The following is a 16440-nucleotide window of genomic DNA, read 5'->3' as shown; positions in this document are numbered from 1 at the left end:
GAAAGGAGGTGATCCAGCCGCACCTTCCGATACGGCTACCTTGTTACGACTTCACCCCAATCATCTGTCCCACCTTCGGCGGCTGGCTCCTAAAAGGTTACCTCACCGACTTCGGGTGTTACAAACTCTCGTGGTGTGACGGGCGGTGTGTACAAGGCCCGGGAACGTATTCACCGCGGCATGCTGATCCGCGATTACTAGCGATTCCAGCTTCACGCAGTCGAGTTGCAGACTGCGATCCGAACTGAGAACAGATTTGTGGGATTGGCTTAACCTCGCGGTTTCGCTGCCCTTTGTTCTGTCCATTGTAGCACGTGTGTAGCCCAGGTCATAAGGGGCATGATGATTTGACGTCATCCCCACCTTCCTCCGGTTTGTCACCGGCAGTCACCTTAGAGTGCCCAACTGAATGCTGGCAACTAAGATCAAGGGTTGCGCTCGTTGCGGGACTTAACCCAACATCTCACGACACGAGCTGACGACAACCATGCACCACCTGTCACTCTGCCCCCGAAGGGGACGTCCTATCTCTAGGATTGTCAGAGGATGTCAAGACCTGGTAAGGTTCTTCGCGTTGCTTCGAATTAAACCACATGCTCCACCGCTTGTGCGGGCCCCCGTCAATTCCTTTGAGTTTCAGTCTTGCGACCGTACTCCCCAGGCGGAGTGCTTAATGCGTTAGCTGCAGCACTAAGGGGCGGAAACCCCCTAACACTTAGCACTCATCGTTTACGGCGTGGACTACCAGGGTATCTAATCCTGTTCGCTCCCCACGCTTTCGCTCCTCAGCGTCAGTTACAGACCAGAGAGTCGCCTTCGCCACTGGTGTTCCTCCACATCTCTACGCATTTCACCGCTACACGTGGAATTCCACTCTCCTCTTCTGCACTCAAGTTCCCCAGTTTCCAATGACCCTCCCCGGTTGAGCCGGGGGCTTTCACATCAGACTTAAGAAACCGCCTGCGAGCCCTTTACGCCCAATAATTCCGGACAACGCTTGCCACCTACGTATTACCGCGGCTGCTGGCACGTAGTTAGCCGTGGCTTTCTGGTTAGGTACCGTCAAGGTACCGCCCTATTCGAACGGTACTTGTTCTTCCCTAACAACAGAGCTTTACGATCCGAAAACCTTCATCACTCACGCGGCGTTGCTCCGTCAGACTTTCGTCCATTGCGGAAGATTCCCTACTGCTGCCTCCCGTAGGAGTCTGGGCCGTGTCTCAGTCCCAGTGTGGCCGATCACCCTCTCAGGTCGGCTACGCATCGTTGCCTTGGTGAGCCGTTACCTCACCAACTAGCTAATGCGCCGCGGGTCCATCTGTAAGTGGTAGCCGAAGCCACCTTTTATGTTTGAACCATGCGGTTCAAACAACCATCCGGTATTAGCCCCGGTTTCCCGGAGTTATCCCAGTCTTACAGGCAGGTTACCCACGTGTTACTCACCCGTCCGCCGCTAACATCAGGGAGCAAGCTCCCATCTGTCCGCTCGACTTGCATGTATTAGGCACGCCGCCAGCGTTCGTCCTGAGCCAGGATCAAACTCTCCGATAAATGGATCACAGGTTAAGTTCACCGCATCCTGCGGCGACACCTGTGTGACCTGCGTCGTGCAGGCCCTAGTTTGACTGACTACGCACATCGCTGTGCGATTTTTTTAAAACTGAATTAACAGGTACGTTTTGTCTTGTTTAGTTTTCAAAGATCATTTTCACTTCTTGTTGAAGCGACTTTATTAATATAACATTTTGACTTTCTTTTGTCAAATGTTTTTTTGATTTATTTCCCCGCCGCTGTGAGCTTGTTTTCTCAGAAGCGCATCAGCGACGTTTAATAATATAACACGGTCAAGAATCAGAGTCAACACCTTTTTTAAAAGAATATCCTCGGTGATAGACAGCCTGTCCTTTCGTTTCTATCTGGCAGACGTTGATAAGTCCCTTTTCTGTCAAGTAATCAAGCATAACGCCAAGATCTTGGGTAAAGTGCTTTAGGTCATGATGTTGAAGAAGCTCACCGAATTGCCAAATGTCTTTTTCTTTCATTACTTCGAAAAGATGCGCCGAACCGATCTCGGCTTTGGAATGGATGAGAAAATCATTTGCTAAGAATAATAATTCAAGTCTTTTTTCCAGGCTCTCATGACTTTCAATCAGCTCGGAATATAATTTGTACACTTGCGGCTCCATCTGGCGCACTTGGCTCCACACCGTGGTTTCGGGATGGAATCCTCTGTCGATTACTTCAATACGTGCTAAATGATGCAGCGCATGAACAACAGCGTTGTAGGCATCTAAAAATTGATCGGCTTCAAAAAAAGCTTTCCCTTCAACATACCTTCTGATTAATTTGCCGTATTCGAGTCCGATCTTCAGTTTACGTTCGGCAAACGGAAATGTATTCAGCCTGTCAATCAGTTCAACTACGTATTCATTACGGTCAAACAAGACTCTGCCATTTACAATCCAATCTATGATTCTTCTATTTGTTCCAAGCAAAATCCATTCTTGAATCTGAGAATCTGTTACCACATGCAAAGAAGCTGTTTGATGATCAAATTCATAATGCTTTATAAAAACTGGCTCATCAGCATCCTTTACAATCACCAGCAAAGCTGCATCAAAGTTATCTGTTAAGGAAGATGTTTTGTTTCTTCTCTCAATCATAATGACAGCCAATGTATTGGGGTGACTTGCTCTTTCTTGGTAAATTGGACGGAGAAGATTTTCCATCACTATTCCTCCAATGCAATTGTTCAAATTTTTTTATTCTCTATTTGATTCAATTCTATGGTTAAAACGAAATTCCTTTTTTCTAAACACATTGAACTATTATAAACAATTTCACAGTAAGTCTCCATAAGTAAATTCCAATTCAACCGAAAACATGAAGAAAATCCCATCGGGTTTGTGCTATAGTTAAATCGGAGGGGGATGGACATGGCGAAATACTCCAGCAAAATTAATAAAATCAGAACATTTGCGTTAAGTTTGGTTTTCGTTGGGTTTATCATTATGTACATCGGGATCTTTTTCAAAGAGTCAGTTTTGCTTTCTAGTTTGTTTATGATACTTGGGCTTTTATCCATCGGTCTCAGCACGGTAGTTTACTTTTGGATCGGAATGCTTTCGACTAAAGCGGTTCGCGTCATTTGTCCAGGCTGTGATAAAGAGACAAAGGTTTTAGGAAGAGTCGATATGTGCATGCATTGCCGAGAGCCGCTGACTTTAGATAAGGGATTAGAAGGAAAAGAATTTGATGAGTCTTATAATAAAAAGAAAATGTCGAAATAAAATAAGCTGACCGTTTCGTGCGGTCAGCTTATTTTTAATGATTTTCTTTTTTCGAACACTCTTGGCAGACGCCGTAAATTTCTAAACGGTGGTGGCTTACCTTGAAGCCCGTGACGTGGGCAGCGAGCTGTTCCACTTCATCAAGGCCCGGGTAGTGGAAGTCCACAATTTTACCGCAGTTTTCGCAAATCGCGTGATAGTGATCAGATGTCACAAAATCGAATCTGCTGGAAGCATCACCGTATGTGAGCTCTTTTACCAAACCTGATTCCCGGAACACACGCAAATTGTTATATACTGTCGCTACGCTCATGTTAGGAAATTTCCCTTCCAGAGCTTTATATATATCGTCCGCTGTTGGATGAGCCATAGAGTTAACGAGATATTCCAGAATCGCATGACGTTGAGGAGTAATGCGAACTCCGGTTTCCTTCAACGTTTCTAAGGCTTCTTTTAGTTCATGTGCAGCCATCCGTCATGCACCTCTCTTCTAAAAAAAATTCTTACATTGTAATGTTTATAATTAGTGTAACTCTTCCTACGATAATTTGTCAATTGATATCAGGGTAAAAGTAAGCATAGGCTCATAGAGATTTACTTTTCCGACATATCTTTGAGGGTTTGAAGCGCTTCGGCTACATGGTCCTTTACTTTTACTTTTCTCCATTCTTTAATGAGCCGGCCTTCTTTATCAATTAAAAAAGTGGAACGCTCGATTCCCATATACTCTTTTCCGAAGTTTTTCTTCAGCTTCCACACATCAAATGCTTCCGCCAGCTCATGCTCGTCATCAACAAGAAGCAGAAATGGCAGGTTATGCTTCTCTTTAAATTTTCCGTGTTTTTCCTGGCTGTCCGGGCTGACGCCGATAATGACGGCATCCAGTTCAGCGAAGCTTTCGTGACTGTCCCGAAAATCGCATGCTTCAGTTGTACACCCCGGTGTCATGTCCTTTGGATAAAAATAAAGCACGATGTACTTTCCTTTATAATCCGATAATTTTACTGTTTCCCCATGATCACCTTTTAACTCAAGATCAGGCGCTTTATGTCCGATTTCTATAGTCATTACGTTACCTCCGGATGTTTTTTATTAAGCGTATCCAATTCTTGTCCAGATTACAACCATCTCAGCTGAATCTGAAGCCCGAAGCCATTGTTCTTGTTCGGAAGCATGCTACAATAGAAAGGACGCATGGAGATATAGGAGGTTTTTATTCTTGCATACAAAATCAATTGAACTTCACAATGAGGCATTACAGCACATTGTCGGCGGTGTAAACAGCCCGTCTAGATCATATAAAGCAGTCGGCGGCGGTTCTCCTGTTGCAATGGAGAGAGCAAGCGGCGCTTATTTTTGGGATGTGGACGGCAACAAATACATCGATTATTTAGCGGCGTACGGTCCGATTATTACAGGACATGCCCACCCGCATATTACAGAAGCGATTAAAAAAGCGGCAGAGAAAGGTGTACTGTATGGAACACCAACAAAACACGAGGTTACATTTGCAAAGATGCTCAAAGAAGCCATTCCCGCTATGGACAAAGTAAGATTCGTCAATTCGGGTACAGAAGCCGTTATGACGACCATCCGCGTGGCTCGCGCATATACAGGCCGGACAAAAATCATTAAATTTGCGGGCTGCTATCACGGGCATTCGGACCTTGTGCTTGTCGCCGCAGGCTCCGGCCCGTCTACTCTCGGCACACCAGACTCAGCCGGTGTACCGAAAAGCATTGCAAACGAAGTGATCACAGTACCATTTAATGATATCGATAGCTATAAAGCGGCTCTTGATAAATGGGGCAGTGAAATCGCGGCAGTTCTCGTTGAACCGATTGTCGGCAACTTCGGTATCGTCGAGCCGAAAGAGGGCTTCTTAGAAAAAGTAAATGAATTGACACATAATGCAGGCGCTCTCGTTATTTACGATGAAGTCATTACGGCTTTCCGCTTTATGTATGGCGGCGCGCAGGATCTCTTACAGGTGAAACCAGATTTAACAGCACTCGGGAAAATTATCGGCGGCGGACTTCCGATTGGCGCCTATGGCGGCAAACAAGAAATCATGGAGCAGGTAGCTCCGCTAGGGCCTGCTTATCAAGCAGGAACAATGGCAGGGAACCCCGCTTCCATCCTATCAGGCATCGCTTGTCTGGAAGTGCTTAAAGAGGAAGGCGTGTATGAAAAGCTTGATCACCTTGGCGCTATGCTTGAGGAAGGCATTTTGAAGCACGCAGAAACACACGGCATCACCATTACGGTCAACCGGTTAAAAGGTGCGCTCACGGTATATTTCTCTGATGAGAAAGTGGAAAATTACGAGCAGGCTGAACGGAGTGACGGAGAAACATTCGCTACGTTTTTTAAGCTGATGCTGGAACGCGGAATTAATTTAGCACCTTCTAAGTATGAAGCTTGGTTTATTACCACAGCACATACAGAGCAGGATATTAAAGACACGCTTGCAGCGGTCGAGGATGCATTTAAACATCTAAAAAACTAGAATCAAATACCTTGAACAGGAGCTTTGAGCTCCTGTTTTTTTTATGGAATCAAACAACGTGTAAGATTTTGGTCTTTTTCTAGAAAAATAGCTTGAATATTTGTATCGATCCCTGTATATTACTTAATTGTTTAGCAAATAAACTAACCGGGAATTTTAAGGATTAGCCCATTTGCTACGTCACACAATTTACTATAGAAAGGAATGCACGCACAAACCAATGAAACTTGGTGCCCGCATTTTCAAAACCGGGATTGCGATTACACTTGCCCTTTATTTGGCTTCGTGGATCGGGCTTCCCGCGCCGATTTTCGCTGGAATTGCAGCGATATTTGCGATCCAGCCGTCGATTTACCGCTCTTTTCTCATTATTATTGATCAGGTTCAAGCAAATATCATCGGAGCTGTGATTGCCACAGTGTTCGGCCTTATTTTCGGACCCAGCCCGATTATGATCGGGTTAACAGCAGTTATTGTCATTACAATCATGCTGAAACTTAAAATTGAACATACAATTTCAATTGCTCTTGTAACAGTCATTGCGATATTAGAATCTGCCGGTGACGACTTTTTAATGTTCGCGCTGATCAGAACAAGCACAGTCATCTTAGGGGTGCTTTCTTCCTTTATCGTCAACCTTGTGTTTTTGCCTCCTAAGTACGAAACAAAGCTGATTCATAATACCGTCGAAAACACCGAAGAAATTATGAAGTGGATCAGATTGTCCATGCGGCAGTCGACAGAGCATTCGATTTTGAAAGAGGATATTGAAAAACTGAAAGAAAAAATGATCAAGCTTGATCAGACATATCTTCTATATAAAGAAGAAAGAAGTTACTTTAAGAAAACGACTTATGTGAAATCAAGAAAGCTTGTCCTGTTCAGACAGGCCATTATTACGGCAAATCGGGCGCTTGATACATTGAAGAAGCTGCATCGTCTGGAAAACGAGATCTATCATATGCCGGAAGAGTTTCAGGAAACACTGACTGAAGAACTTGATTACCTGCTTTACTGGCACGAACGGATTTTGATGAGGTTTGTCGGAAAAATCAAGCCGCATGATGACGCGGTTGAAGAAGGCATCCAGTATAAGCAGCTTTTAACAAAGTCATTTTTAAAAAATCAGCAGAATACGGATGAGGAGCTTATTGATTACAACATGCTCAATATTATGGCAAGCGCCGTGGAATATCGCGAGCAGCTTGAACATTTGGAAACACTTATCACAAGTTTTCAAACGTATCATCCGAAAGACTGCGAAATAGAAACAGAAGAGTAACCCGGTTAAACAGCCGGGTTTTTTTATACACAAAAAAATCTTATATCCTTCGTTAAAAGGATATAAGATTGATGTTTTAGTTCAAATTTTGAATGGTAAATAAATGCTTGTACTGGCTCTCATAGTCCATGAGTTCATCATGGGTTCCGATTTCAATGATTGTGCCGTTTTCCATGACAACAATCTTATCCGCATGGGTGATTGTCGATAAACGGTGGGCGACAACAAAAGTTGTTCTATCCTTCGCCAGTTTGTCCATCGCTTCTTGAATGTAATGCTCACTTTCCAAATCCAGAGCTGATGTAGCTTCATCTAAAATGAGGAGCGGCGGATTTTTCAGGAATACCCGCGCAATTGAGATCCGCTGCTTTTGTCCGCCTGAAAGCTTAACGCCTCGTTCTCCCACTCGGGTCTCATATCCTTCTGGAAAACTCATGATAAATTCATGGGCATTTGCAGCCTTGGCGGCTTCGATTATCTCTTCAAGTGTGGCATCAGGCTTGCCGATCGCGATATTTTCCCGAATCGTTTCACTAAATAAAAAGGTATCCTGAAGCACCATACCAACCTGGTTGCGAAGGCTTCTTGCTTCATAATCGCGAATATCCGTCCCATCAATCAGCAGTCTGCCGCTTGTTACATCATAAAATCTTGGGATCAGGCTGACGAGCGTTGATTTTCCTCCTCCGCTCATGCCGACGAGAGCTACAGTTTCTCCTCTATTTACTTTTAAGGATACATCATGAAGAATATTTTCTTTGTCCTTCTCATATTGAAACGAAACGTTTTGAAACTCCACTCCTCCGCGAATCTGATCGGCCTTTATCGCATTTGGTTTGTCAGTGAGTTCATAGGGCTCGTCAATAAATTCAAACACCCTGTCCATTGATGCGATTGACTGTGTCAAAGTTGTAGAGGAATTGATCAGCCTTCTAACAGGGTTGTACATTCTGTCAATATATCCGACAAACGCGACCATTGTTCCGACTGTCAGCGGTCCATTAATGACAAAATACCCGGCGCACGCTATGACGATGAGCGGCGCCAAATCTGTAATGGTATTAACGACCGCAAAGGTTTTGGCGTTCCAATTCGTGTGTCGGATGGCTTTATCTAAGAAATGACCGTTTTTCTCATTAAATTGAGCCTGTTCATGATCTTCTATCGCAAAGCTTCTGATGACAGGCATGCCTTGAATGCGTTCGTGCAAATGCCCCTGCACTTGAGCAAGAGCCTGTGAGCGCTCCCTTGTCAGCTTTCGTAAACGGCCGTAAAAATACTTCACTGATATTCCGTATAATGGGAATAATACGATAGAAATCAGCGTTAATTTAACGTCCAGTGTGAGCATGATAGAGATTACAATCAAAATCGTCAGCATATCGAGCCATATATTCATCAGCCCTGTGATGACGAAATCCTTTGTTTGTTCTACATCATTAATCACTCGGGAAATGACTTCTCCTGTTCTTGTGTTCGCGTAAAAACGAAGGCTCAGTTTTTGTATATGGTCAAACAGCTTAGCTCTTATATCATAAAGCACCTTGCTGGCAGTCCACTGGGCAAAATATTGCCGGTAATATTCAACAGGCGGGCGCAAAATTAAAAATAAGGCGAACATGATCGCCATAATCGTGAACAATGACGTGGTTTTGTCACTGGCCGTGCCGCCTCCTTGAATAATGTCGTCAACTACGTACTTCAGAAGCAATGGGAGAGCAAGCGGAATGGAAAATTTGACGATCCCGATTAACACTGTAACGAAAATTTGCTTCTTATAAGGTTTGACGAATTGCATATAGCGTTTCATAACCCCCACGTTGATTCCCCCTCTCTCTTTCTCATGATGTGTGTGAGCCCATGTGAAAAACCTGTTGTACCCCGCAACAGGTTTTTACGTAACCATTATTTTGTATAGCGCAGATACCGTTCATACCACATATCGACAAACTCGGGCGCAAACGGTCCCTGACGCTGGTGAATCCAATGGAGCAGCGTATTTAAGTAGTCTCTTAAAATACTGTCGATTTCTTTTGGATAATTCATGGCTTTCCGATGATCATCATATTCGTCTTCATCGAGAATATTGTAGGTCATGTCAGGAAAAACCTTAACATCTAAGTCATAATCAATATATTTAATTGCTTCGCCATCATAGGCAAACGGAGAACTGATGTTGCAATAATAATGAACCCCGTCTTCCCTCAGCATCCCGATGACATTAAACCATTGTCTTGCGTGAAAATAACAGATTGCGGGCTCTCTGGTTATCCATGTCCGGCCGTCTGATTCGGTTACCATCGTCCGGTCATTGGCTCCGATGACACACATTTCTGTACTTTTTAAGATTGTTGTCTCATTCCAAATTCTATGAATCAGCCCGTTGTGCTTATAGCTGTGAATTTGAATGGTTTCTCCTTCCTTGGGATAGCCCATATTTCTCCCCTACTTTCTATAAAGCCCTACAGTTAGTATGTCCAAATTTGCTTACCGACAACGTCTTTTACCTATTATAACGTTACAAATTGAAAAATGAAAATAAAAGAGCCATTCCGGCCGGGGAATGGCACATTCCTGCACTACACAAAGGAAGACGGCTTTTCTGAGCTGCGATAAGAACGAATGACCTGCTCTGTCTGCTTTTGAAACATATCCTGTATATCGGCAAGGTGTTTCCGTTTTACCGCAATTTCAGCCTGAATCCCACGCAGCCTTGCATCCCTTTCCAAATGCCGGAGTTCCGCCTCAATTTGTTTGCAGCGGTCGAGCTCTGATTGGAGATCGAGAAGCTTATCCATCGTTTTCATCTGTTCACTTACCAGCTTTTCAAATTCGGTCATCGGTTCCTCCTTCAGCCTGATGAAAGTATAAACATTTCCTCCTTTAATCATTTCGATCTCCGTAAAGCAAACCCTTTGACTCATTCTGTAGACCTTCCACAAGTTTTGTCGTTTTTCAAACAGAAAAAAGCACTTCCACCCGAAGATGAAGTGCTTTTTTCTGTTTCAGTGATTAGCTGTTTTGTTGTTTGTTTTGTTCAGCAGATTGGTTTTGCTGTCTTACCTGCTGTGCGTCAGTTTCACTAGCGAATTCAGTGCCGAATTGACCTTGTTGTCCAGCTGATTGCTGGTTTTGTTTTCTGACTTGCTGAGCGTTTGTTTCGCTAGCAAATTCAGTGCCAAATTGACCTTGACCAGCAGCTGATTGTTGGTTTTGTTTTCTAACTTGTTGAGCGTTTGTTTTGCTGAAGTTATTTGAGTTAGCCATTGTTATCACCTCCACGGTCATTAGAATGTGCAGGTGATCGTATAGCTATTCCTCTTTTTTAAAAATTTTTAAACGAGCAGTGAGCGTCCGCCGTCAACGATAATTGTCTGTCCGCGGATCATGTCAGCCTTGGAAGACACTAGAAACTCAACAGTATCAACCATGTCTTTAATTTCGACCATGCGTCCCGCCGGCGTGTTTTGGCGCGCATCCTCAAGCAGATCTTCTCTATTCGGGAAGTGTTTCAGCGCATCTGTGTCGATCGCTCCGCCTGAAACAGCATTGACGATAATTTGTTTTGGTGAAAGCTCAACGGCAAGATAACGGGTTAAAGCCTCTAACGCTGCTTTTGATACACCGACCGTGGTGTAGTTTTCAAGATAGCGGATAGAGCCTAATGAACTGATGCTGACAATATGCCCGCCTCCGTTCTTCTCCATTAGCTTGGCAGCTTCCTGAGCGCAGAAAAGCAATGCTTTCGCATTAATATTCATCGTCCAGTCCCAGTGTGTTTCTTCTAATTCCATGACAGGTCTTAGTACTCCTGAAGCGGCATTATTGACAAAAACATCAAGTCTGCCGAACGTTTCATCAATTTGCTGAAACATTTCTTTGATTTTTGCAGGCTGTCCTACGTTTGCTTTTACGACAAGCACTTTAACGCCAAGCTTTTCGATTTCTTCCGCTGTTTCTAATGCTGCTTTTTTGCTGCGTGCATAGTTAATGACGATGTTATAGCCGTTCTCAGCAAGTCTGATCGCGGCCGCTTTTCCGACACCGCGGCTGCTTCCTGTTACGAGTGCACATTTATTTTGTTCCATTTTTCCTCATCTCCTTGTAGCGTATAGTTCTTTTATTTCCACAAACAATAATGGCAAGAACTTTAAAGGGGGGTCTTCTGTTATGTATGTCGGACGTGATATGAGCGAATTGAACATGGTTTCCAAAAAAGATTGGAAGAACAGTGAACTCGCTTATTTTCATCATGCCTTTCAGCAAATTATGCCTTATTTGAACGAAGAAGGCCAATCAAAATACCGGGAATTAACGCAAGAAATTGAAGCGCGCGGCGGAATGAAGCGCAATGAAGCGGACTACAGCCACGGCACGCGCGTCTCTTACGATTAAGAATGGTTTACGGAGCAGCCGAGATGGCGGCTGCTTCTACTGCCATCTTCCAGATTTTTTGATGTGACACCGGGAACGCAAATTGTTCGAGCTCTTCTTTCGTTACTTTTTTCAGCTCGCTGGTATCCGACACTTGTTTTACTTTACCGAAAAACACTGAAATATTCCATACCAGGTGGGTGAAAACATGCTCGACTACACCTTGCAGATCACTGATATCAGCTTGTATGCCATATTCGTTTTCTAAGAAAGCAATGAGCTGTTCACGCTCAGTTTTGATCCCTTTTTGTGTTTCAAGATTAGGGAATTCCCACAGGTTGGCGAGCAAACCTTTAGACGGCCGTTTGTGGATATACACTTGTCCGTCTTCATCAGTCAGTACGATCGCGGCCATGGTTTTGATCCCGGGCTTTTTCTTTTTGCTTTTTACCGGAAGCTCCCGTTCAGTGCCTTCTTCAAATGCTGAGCAATGCTGCTGAACCGGGCATAGCAGGCATGAGGGTGATTTTGGCGTGCAAATCAAGGCTCCAAGCTCCATCAAGCCCTGATTAAATTCAGATGGTTTTTCTTTGGAAATAAAAGCTCGTATGGCGTCTTCAAAGATCGTTCTTGTTTTTGGTTTGGCAATATCATCCCAAATAGAAAGAATTCTGGACATGACACGCATCACATTTCCGTCAACCGCGGGAATGGGTTTATTGTAGGCAATGCTGAGCACCGCTCCCTTTGTATAAGGGCCGACGCCTTTTAACCCGCCAAAATCTTTCTCGTCTGGAGGGACAATGCCGCCGTATTCCTGTTTCACTTCTTTTACCGCGCTTTGCAGGTTTCTGACTCGCGAATAATAGCCGAGCCCTTCCCATGCTTTCAGCACCTTTTCTTCATCAGCATCAGCGAGCGCTTCCACTGTCGGGAATTGTTCCACAAACCGCAGAAAGTAAGGAATCACTGTCTCTACTCTCGTTTGCTGCAGCATCACTTCAGATACCCATACCTTATAAGGATCTTGGTCCTCTCTCCACGGCAGAACGCGCTGCTCTCGTTCAAACCATGAGATTAAATCATCGCGAAATTGCTGTATGTCTTTTTGTTTTAATTTGTCTTCAAGTACGTTCATATGTGTTTCTCCCCAGTCTTTCGCGCCCCGCTTTTCTTTAGACTGTTTTTTGTTGTACACTAAGGGCACAGTACGATAATATGTTACATTAAATAGTAATAAAGAAAAAGCGGAAACATATGAGAACGATTGAATCAGTTTAAAAATTGGGTATATGAAAATGGGGAATTTCTTACAAAGTGAATGTGCAGGATCATCCTGCAAGGAGGTCACCTATGGATACGGGCACACATGTCGTTATGGGCATCGCACTGGGCGGTATTGCGACGCTTGATCCTGTTGTCGGATCAGATCCGGCAATGGCTCACGCTGTTATGATCGCAACGCTTGCGGGCTCTCAGGCTCCGGATATTGATACTGTGTTAAAGCTTAAAAACAATGCTGTTTATATAAGGAATCACAGAGGATTTACCCATTCAATTCCCGCCGTTTTGTTTTGGTCTGTCATCATCCCGGCGATTCTGTATTTATTTTATCCTCAGGCCGATTTTCTGCACCTGTGGCTGTGGACACTGCTGGCAGTCGTTCTACATGTCTTTGTTGATATATTCAACGCCTATGGAACACAAGCCATTCGTCCGTTTTCGAAAAAATGGGTTGCGCTCGGGCTGATTAATACGTTTGATCCGTTTATTTTTATCAGCCATCTAGCAGCTATCGCGATTTGGTATGCAGGCGGGAGTCCCGGCATCACGTTTCTCAGCTTATATATCATATTGGCAGGCTATTACTTGGTGCGCCTGATCATGCAGCTGAGAATTAAACGGAAGCTTCATGAGATGATTCATGATGAGATCGAAAGCATTATTATTTCTCCAACGATGAAATTCAGGCAATGGCGAATCGCAGTGACGACAGCACATGCTTTCTATGTAGGAAGAAGCATGGAAGGACATGTCGTGATTCTGGATACATTTAATCGGGTGCCTGTTCCTGAAACCGATGTAATGCATGCGGCAAAGCAGGATGATAACATCGCGGCGTTTCTGTCCTTTTCTCCGGTTTACCGGTGGGAAGTGGATACGTTTAAAGATCATTATGAGGTGAGATTTATCGACCTGCGTTATCGGAGCAAAGGCCATTATCCGTTTGTCGCAATTGTTCATATCGGCCATGATCTCACAATTCGTTCATCCTATACGGGATGGATATTCAGCGAAGAAAAACTACAGAAAAAATTAAAGCTCGGCTCTATATAGAGCCGGGCTTTTTACGTCTTATATAAAAAACAGCAAGCAGCAGACTGACGAGAGATATGATCGCCGATATTTTGAAGTATGGCGGATAGTAAGTCAGCTCAATGTGATTGTCTCCCTTTTGCGCCTTGAAGCCTATAAAAGCATAATCCGCTTTTTCGATCTTCTGTGTTTTTCCATTGATCTTCAGCTCCCAGCCTTTTTCATATGGGATCGGAAGCATGATGTACTGGTCTTTTGACAGATGATAGGCAAAGGTCAGTCGATTTTTGTTCCAATTCAGTTTGTCTGCTTTCTCTGTTTTATTTTGCATTACAGCGTTTTTCAGCGTTTGGTAATTTTCTTCATAGAGCGCTATGTTTCTCAGCTCATAGGTTCCTTTCGGAAGATTGATTGAGATATGGCGTGATTTAGGCACTCTTACCGTTATATTATTTACTCCGGTTTTATATATCGATTTGTTCGATTTCCTTGTTGTGACATAATCATTTACCTTTAACGTAAATCCTTTGTCTTTTGCTTTGCTTTTCAAATAAAAGCTGACATAGTAGTCTCCCGGAGCGGATGATGGCTGTTTCGGGGTGATGATCAGCTCTCCTCCGTTTTCTCCAGTTACGGTTAGCAGCCCCTTTTGATACTGGGCTTGTTTTGCGGTGATGTCCGACTTGGTGATCAAATTGGACGGTTTTGGTGTCTGCTCCGTTTTTCCTGATGGATCTTTTAATATAATTCCTTTCAGCATCGCCTGTTCTTTCGCAAGAGCGGGCAATCGGTCCAGCTCACTTTCGCTGTATATGGCATCCGCTGTTTTGACGAATGGAAGCATGTACTGATTCTCATAAACTGCATAATGCTCTGTTTCTAAATGCTTTTTGAAGCCGTACGGGACGCTGGCTTCGTTTGTTTTTTCGGTCATATAATATTTGCCGTAAAGCAGGCTGTATAAATTCGCCCTGTCTCCCAATGACGCGTAACGGCTGACGCTTTCCCTGCCCATATCGATGCTTAAATCATTCCAATAGAAGGCCAGCAGATCTTTGTTTAAAATGCTGGAATACGCGCTGAAGCCATTAAACCCGTAAATGATTGGCGTATTATTGCGGACCCCGTTCATCCAGTCGATTCTCATGAGCGGATCATCGTCTTCCTTCTGTAAACGTCTAATGAGCTCAGATGATTCCCGCCCTCTGTATTCCTCACTTGTAAGATATTCTTTTGTCACACTGTCCAAATCGCCGCCTTCTGAGAGCGCGTATTTTTGATAGGAGTTGGCGACAAACAGCGAAGAAAGAATGATTATGCCGTACACAGCCATGTTTGCCCGTTTTTTCGCAAAAGCTGCAGCAAACAAGGCTGCGATTGTCATGAGTAAGAGCAATAGAATACTTTCATTCGCAGGCTTCCATATATCGAGCTTATACCTTTGGATATGATACAAGTAAAGAAGCAGGACGACAGCTGCGGCCGGGAGCAGTTCTTTCCGTTTCAAATCAGACAGCTGTGACAAACCAGCCGCAGCTGCTCCCGCAATGGTAAAGGCCAGAACATATTCAAACCGGTTTTGCGGGGCGGAAAAACCGTTAAAGACGCTTGCCGCATACGGACTGAAATGAAAAAGAATAAACAGCAGGCTCAATCCGGCAAAGAGACGAAACACACGGTTTTTGTAAAAAGAAATAATAAACAAAAACAGCAGAAAAGCGGCCGGCACAATGATGATCCGGCTCGAAAATAAGATATTATCATCGAAATTGAGCCACTCTATTTTCTGGCTGTATGGAGGGCGCAGGTTGTTTAAAAAACCGTATACCACCGGCACAAACGCCGCCGCACTGATGCCAAAAGAAATGAAGCCTGAAACCAGAAATAATCTGATTTGAATCCATCTTTTCTCTTCATGTGGTTCCAATCGGATCAGCCATCTGAACAGCACATAGATTCCGATGAATATAAGGTTTATGTATGCAAAGTAAAAATTATTGATTAACGTCAGCGAACACGCAACGATAAACCACGCCGGACGCCGCTCTCTAATAATTTTTTCTGCGCCAAGCACAAGCAGCGGAAGCCAAACCATTGTATCGGTGAAAAATTCCCAATACGCTTCGTGACGGAAATAAATAATTGAGACGCCGTATAACACAGCTCCCGTGAACGATGCCGCCCTGTGCTTGAGAAGATAATGAAAAACAGAAGCGGACGTAAAGATAATCAAGCTCAATTTGAAAATACTGATAAAAACAGCTGACTCTGCCCAAAAAAGCGTATCCGCTTCTCCGATCAGCTGGACGGCTTGAAGCAGCCAAACAGCGGCGGACACAGCAAGAAAAAGAAAAGACGCAGAAAAATAATAGCCGAGCTGACTGAATGTGCCGCCGCCAAGTCCGAATGAATAATTGTAGAAAAAATTCCCGTGTGTATATTGGTCAAATAATAATTTTTTAAATACGATCATTTGCGCAAGCCCGTCACCCGGACCTGTCATATACCTGCCTTCCGCCCATTCTTTCACAAAAAAAGCGTGTGCCAGAACGGACACCAGCAAACTGGCCGCATAGATCATGATATGTTTTCTTTTCATATAAATTCTCCAGTCTTGCTTTTAAGATAATAGACACGCAAAAAAAGCACTGCCAATGGCGCTTGGTATT

At 44.0% G+C, this 16440-nt stretch carries 15 protein-coding genes and 1 rRNA gene; 5 read left to right on the top strand and 11 right to left on the bottom strand.

Annotated elements, in window-relative coordinates; all coding sequences use genetic code 11:
• Window position 1 precedes the first annotated feature (1 nt).
• A 16S ribosomal RNA gene (locus NX903_RS04125) occupies window positions 2–1551 on the bottom strand.
• A gap of 293 nt (window positions 1552–1844) precedes the next feature.
• A complete protein-coding gene (locus NX903_RS04120; RefSeq protein ID WP_043857881.1) occupies window positions 1845–2729 on the bottom strand; it encodes a nucleotidyltransferase-like protein in 885 nt (294 codons plus the stop codon).
• Between the two features lie 207 nt (window positions 2730–2936).
• On the opposite strand from NX903_RS04120, the gene NX903_RS04115 reads away from it, so the two are divergent.
• Window positions 2937–3290 (top strand): YgzB family protein, encoded by a 354-nt coding sequence (locus NX903_RS04115; protein WP_014479226.1) that lies wholly within the window; start codon window positions 2937–2939, stop codon window positions 3288–3290.
• Between the two features lie 34 nt (window positions 3291–3324).
• On the opposite strand, the gene perR is transcribed toward NX903_RS04115, so the two are convergent.
• Complete coding sequence (gene perR / locus NX903_RS04110) at window positions 3325–3762, bottom strand: peroxide-responsive transcriptional repressor PerR (RefSeq protein WP_003223285.1); 438 nt, start codon at window positions 3760–3762, stop codon at window positions 3325–3327.
• Window positions 3763–3884: 122 nt separating this feature from the next.
• On the bottom strand, window positions 3885–4358 hold the full coding sequence (gene bcp / locus NX903_RS04105; protein ID WP_086343608.1) for a thioredoxin-dependent thiol peroxidase: 474 nt from the start codon (window positions 4356–4358) through the stop codon (window positions 3885–3887).
• 151 nt (window positions 4359–4509) lie between these two features.
• On the opposite strand from bcp, the gene NX903_RS04100 reads away from it, so the two are divergent.
• Window positions 4510–5799 (top strand): glutamate-1-semialdehyde 2,1-aminomutase, encoded by a 1290-nt coding sequence (locus NX903_RS04100; protein WP_086343607.1) that lies wholly within the window; start codon window positions 4510–4512, stop codon window positions 5797–5799.
• 220 nt (window positions 5800–6019) lie between these two features.
• Window positions 6020–7081, top strand: coding sequence for an aromatic acid exporter family protein (locus tag NX903_RS04095; protein ID WP_014479224.1), 1062 nt, complete (start codon window positions 6020–6022; stop codon window positions 7079–7081).
• Between the two features lie 76 nt (window positions 7082–7157).
• Here the strand turns inward: NX903_RS04095 and NX903_RS04090 are convergent, their stop codons facing one another.
• The 5 genes from NX903_RS04090 to fabL all read right to left on the bottom strand — a co-directional run bounded on the left by NX903_RS04090 (window position 7158) and on the right by fabL (window position 11169).
• Window positions 7158–8900 carry an ABC transporter ATP-binding protein gene (locus tag NX903_RS04090; RefSeq protein WP_009966836.1) on the bottom strand — a complete coding sequence of 581 codons (1743 nt, stop codon included), beginning with the start codon at window positions 8898–8900 and terminating at the stop codon, window positions 7158–7160.
• A gap of 86 nt (window positions 8901–8986) precedes the next feature.
• The gene (gene ntdP, locus NX903_RS04085) at window positions 8987–9517 is read right to left on the bottom strand and encodes a nucleoside tri-diphosphate phosphatase (protein ID WP_003223272.1); all 531 of its coding nucleotides are present in this window, start codon (window positions 9515–9517) and stop codon (window positions 8987–8989) included.
• A 143-nt stretch (window positions 9518–9660) separates the two neighbouring features.
• The gene (locus NX903_RS04080) at window positions 9661–9921 is read right to left on the bottom strand and encodes a YgaB family protein (RefSeq protein WP_003242708.1); all 261 of its coding nucleotides are present in this window, start codon (window positions 9919–9921) and stop codon (window positions 9661–9663) included.
• 172 nt (window positions 9922–10093) lie between these two features.
• Complete coding sequence (sspE, locus tag NX903_RS04075; RefSeq protein WP_003233541.1) at window positions 10094–10348, bottom strand: gamma type acid-soluble spore protein SspE; 255 nt, start codon at window positions 10346–10348, stop codon at window positions 10094–10096.
• 68 nt (window positions 10349–10416) lie between these two features.
• Complete coding sequence (gene fabL, locus NX903_RS04070) at window positions 10417–11169, bottom strand: enoyl-[acyl-carrier-protein] reductase FabL (RefSeq protein WP_003223262.1); 753 nt, start codon at window positions 11167–11169, stop codon at window positions 10417–10419.
• An 82-nt stretch (window positions 11170–11251) separates the two neighbouring features.
• Between fabL and NX903_RS04065 the strand changes: the two genes are divergently transcribed.
• Window positions 11252–11476: a hypothetical protein gene (locus NX903_RS04065; RefSeq protein ID WP_003233542.1), complete on the top strand. Its 225-nt coding sequence runs from the start codon at window positions 11252–11254 to the stop codon at window positions 11474–11476.
• Between the two features lie 7 nt (window positions 11477–11483).
• On the opposite strand, the gene mutY is transcribed toward NX903_RS04065, so the two are convergent.
• On the bottom strand, window positions 11484–12593 hold the full coding sequence (gene mutY / locus NX903_RS04060; protein WP_015252513.1) for an A/G-specific adenine glycosylase: 1110 nt from the start codon (window positions 12591–12593) through the stop codon (window positions 11484–11486).
• A 215-nt stretch (window positions 12594–12808) separates the two neighbouring features.
• On the opposite strand from mutY, the gene NX903_RS04055 reads away from it, so the two are divergent.
• Window positions 12809–13792, top strand: coding sequence for a metal-dependent hydrolase (locus tag NX903_RS04055; RefSeq protein WP_014476212.1), 984 nt, complete (start codon window positions 12809–12811; stop codon window positions 13790–13792).
• On the opposite strand, the gene NX903_RS04050 is transcribed toward NX903_RS04055, so the two are convergent.
• The gene (locus NX903_RS04050; protein ID WP_086343605.1) at window positions 13785–16370 is read right to left on the bottom strand and encodes a YfhO family protein; all 2586 of its coding nucleotides are present in this window, start codon (window positions 16368–16370) and stop codon (window positions 13785–13787) included. The genes NX903_RS04055 and NX903_RS04050 overlap by 8 nt on opposite strands.
• Window positions 16371–16440 lie beyond the last annotated feature (70 nt).

The sequence above is a fragment of the Bacillus sp. FSL R5-0576 genome (genome assembly GCF_038004765.1).
In the GTDB taxonomy this organism is placed as follows: Bacteria; Bacillota; Bacilli; order Bacillales; family Bacillaceae; genus Bacillus; species Bacillus subtilis.
Note: the sequence above shows the minus strand (reverse complement) of the source record. Positions and strands in the feature narration are given on the sequence as shown.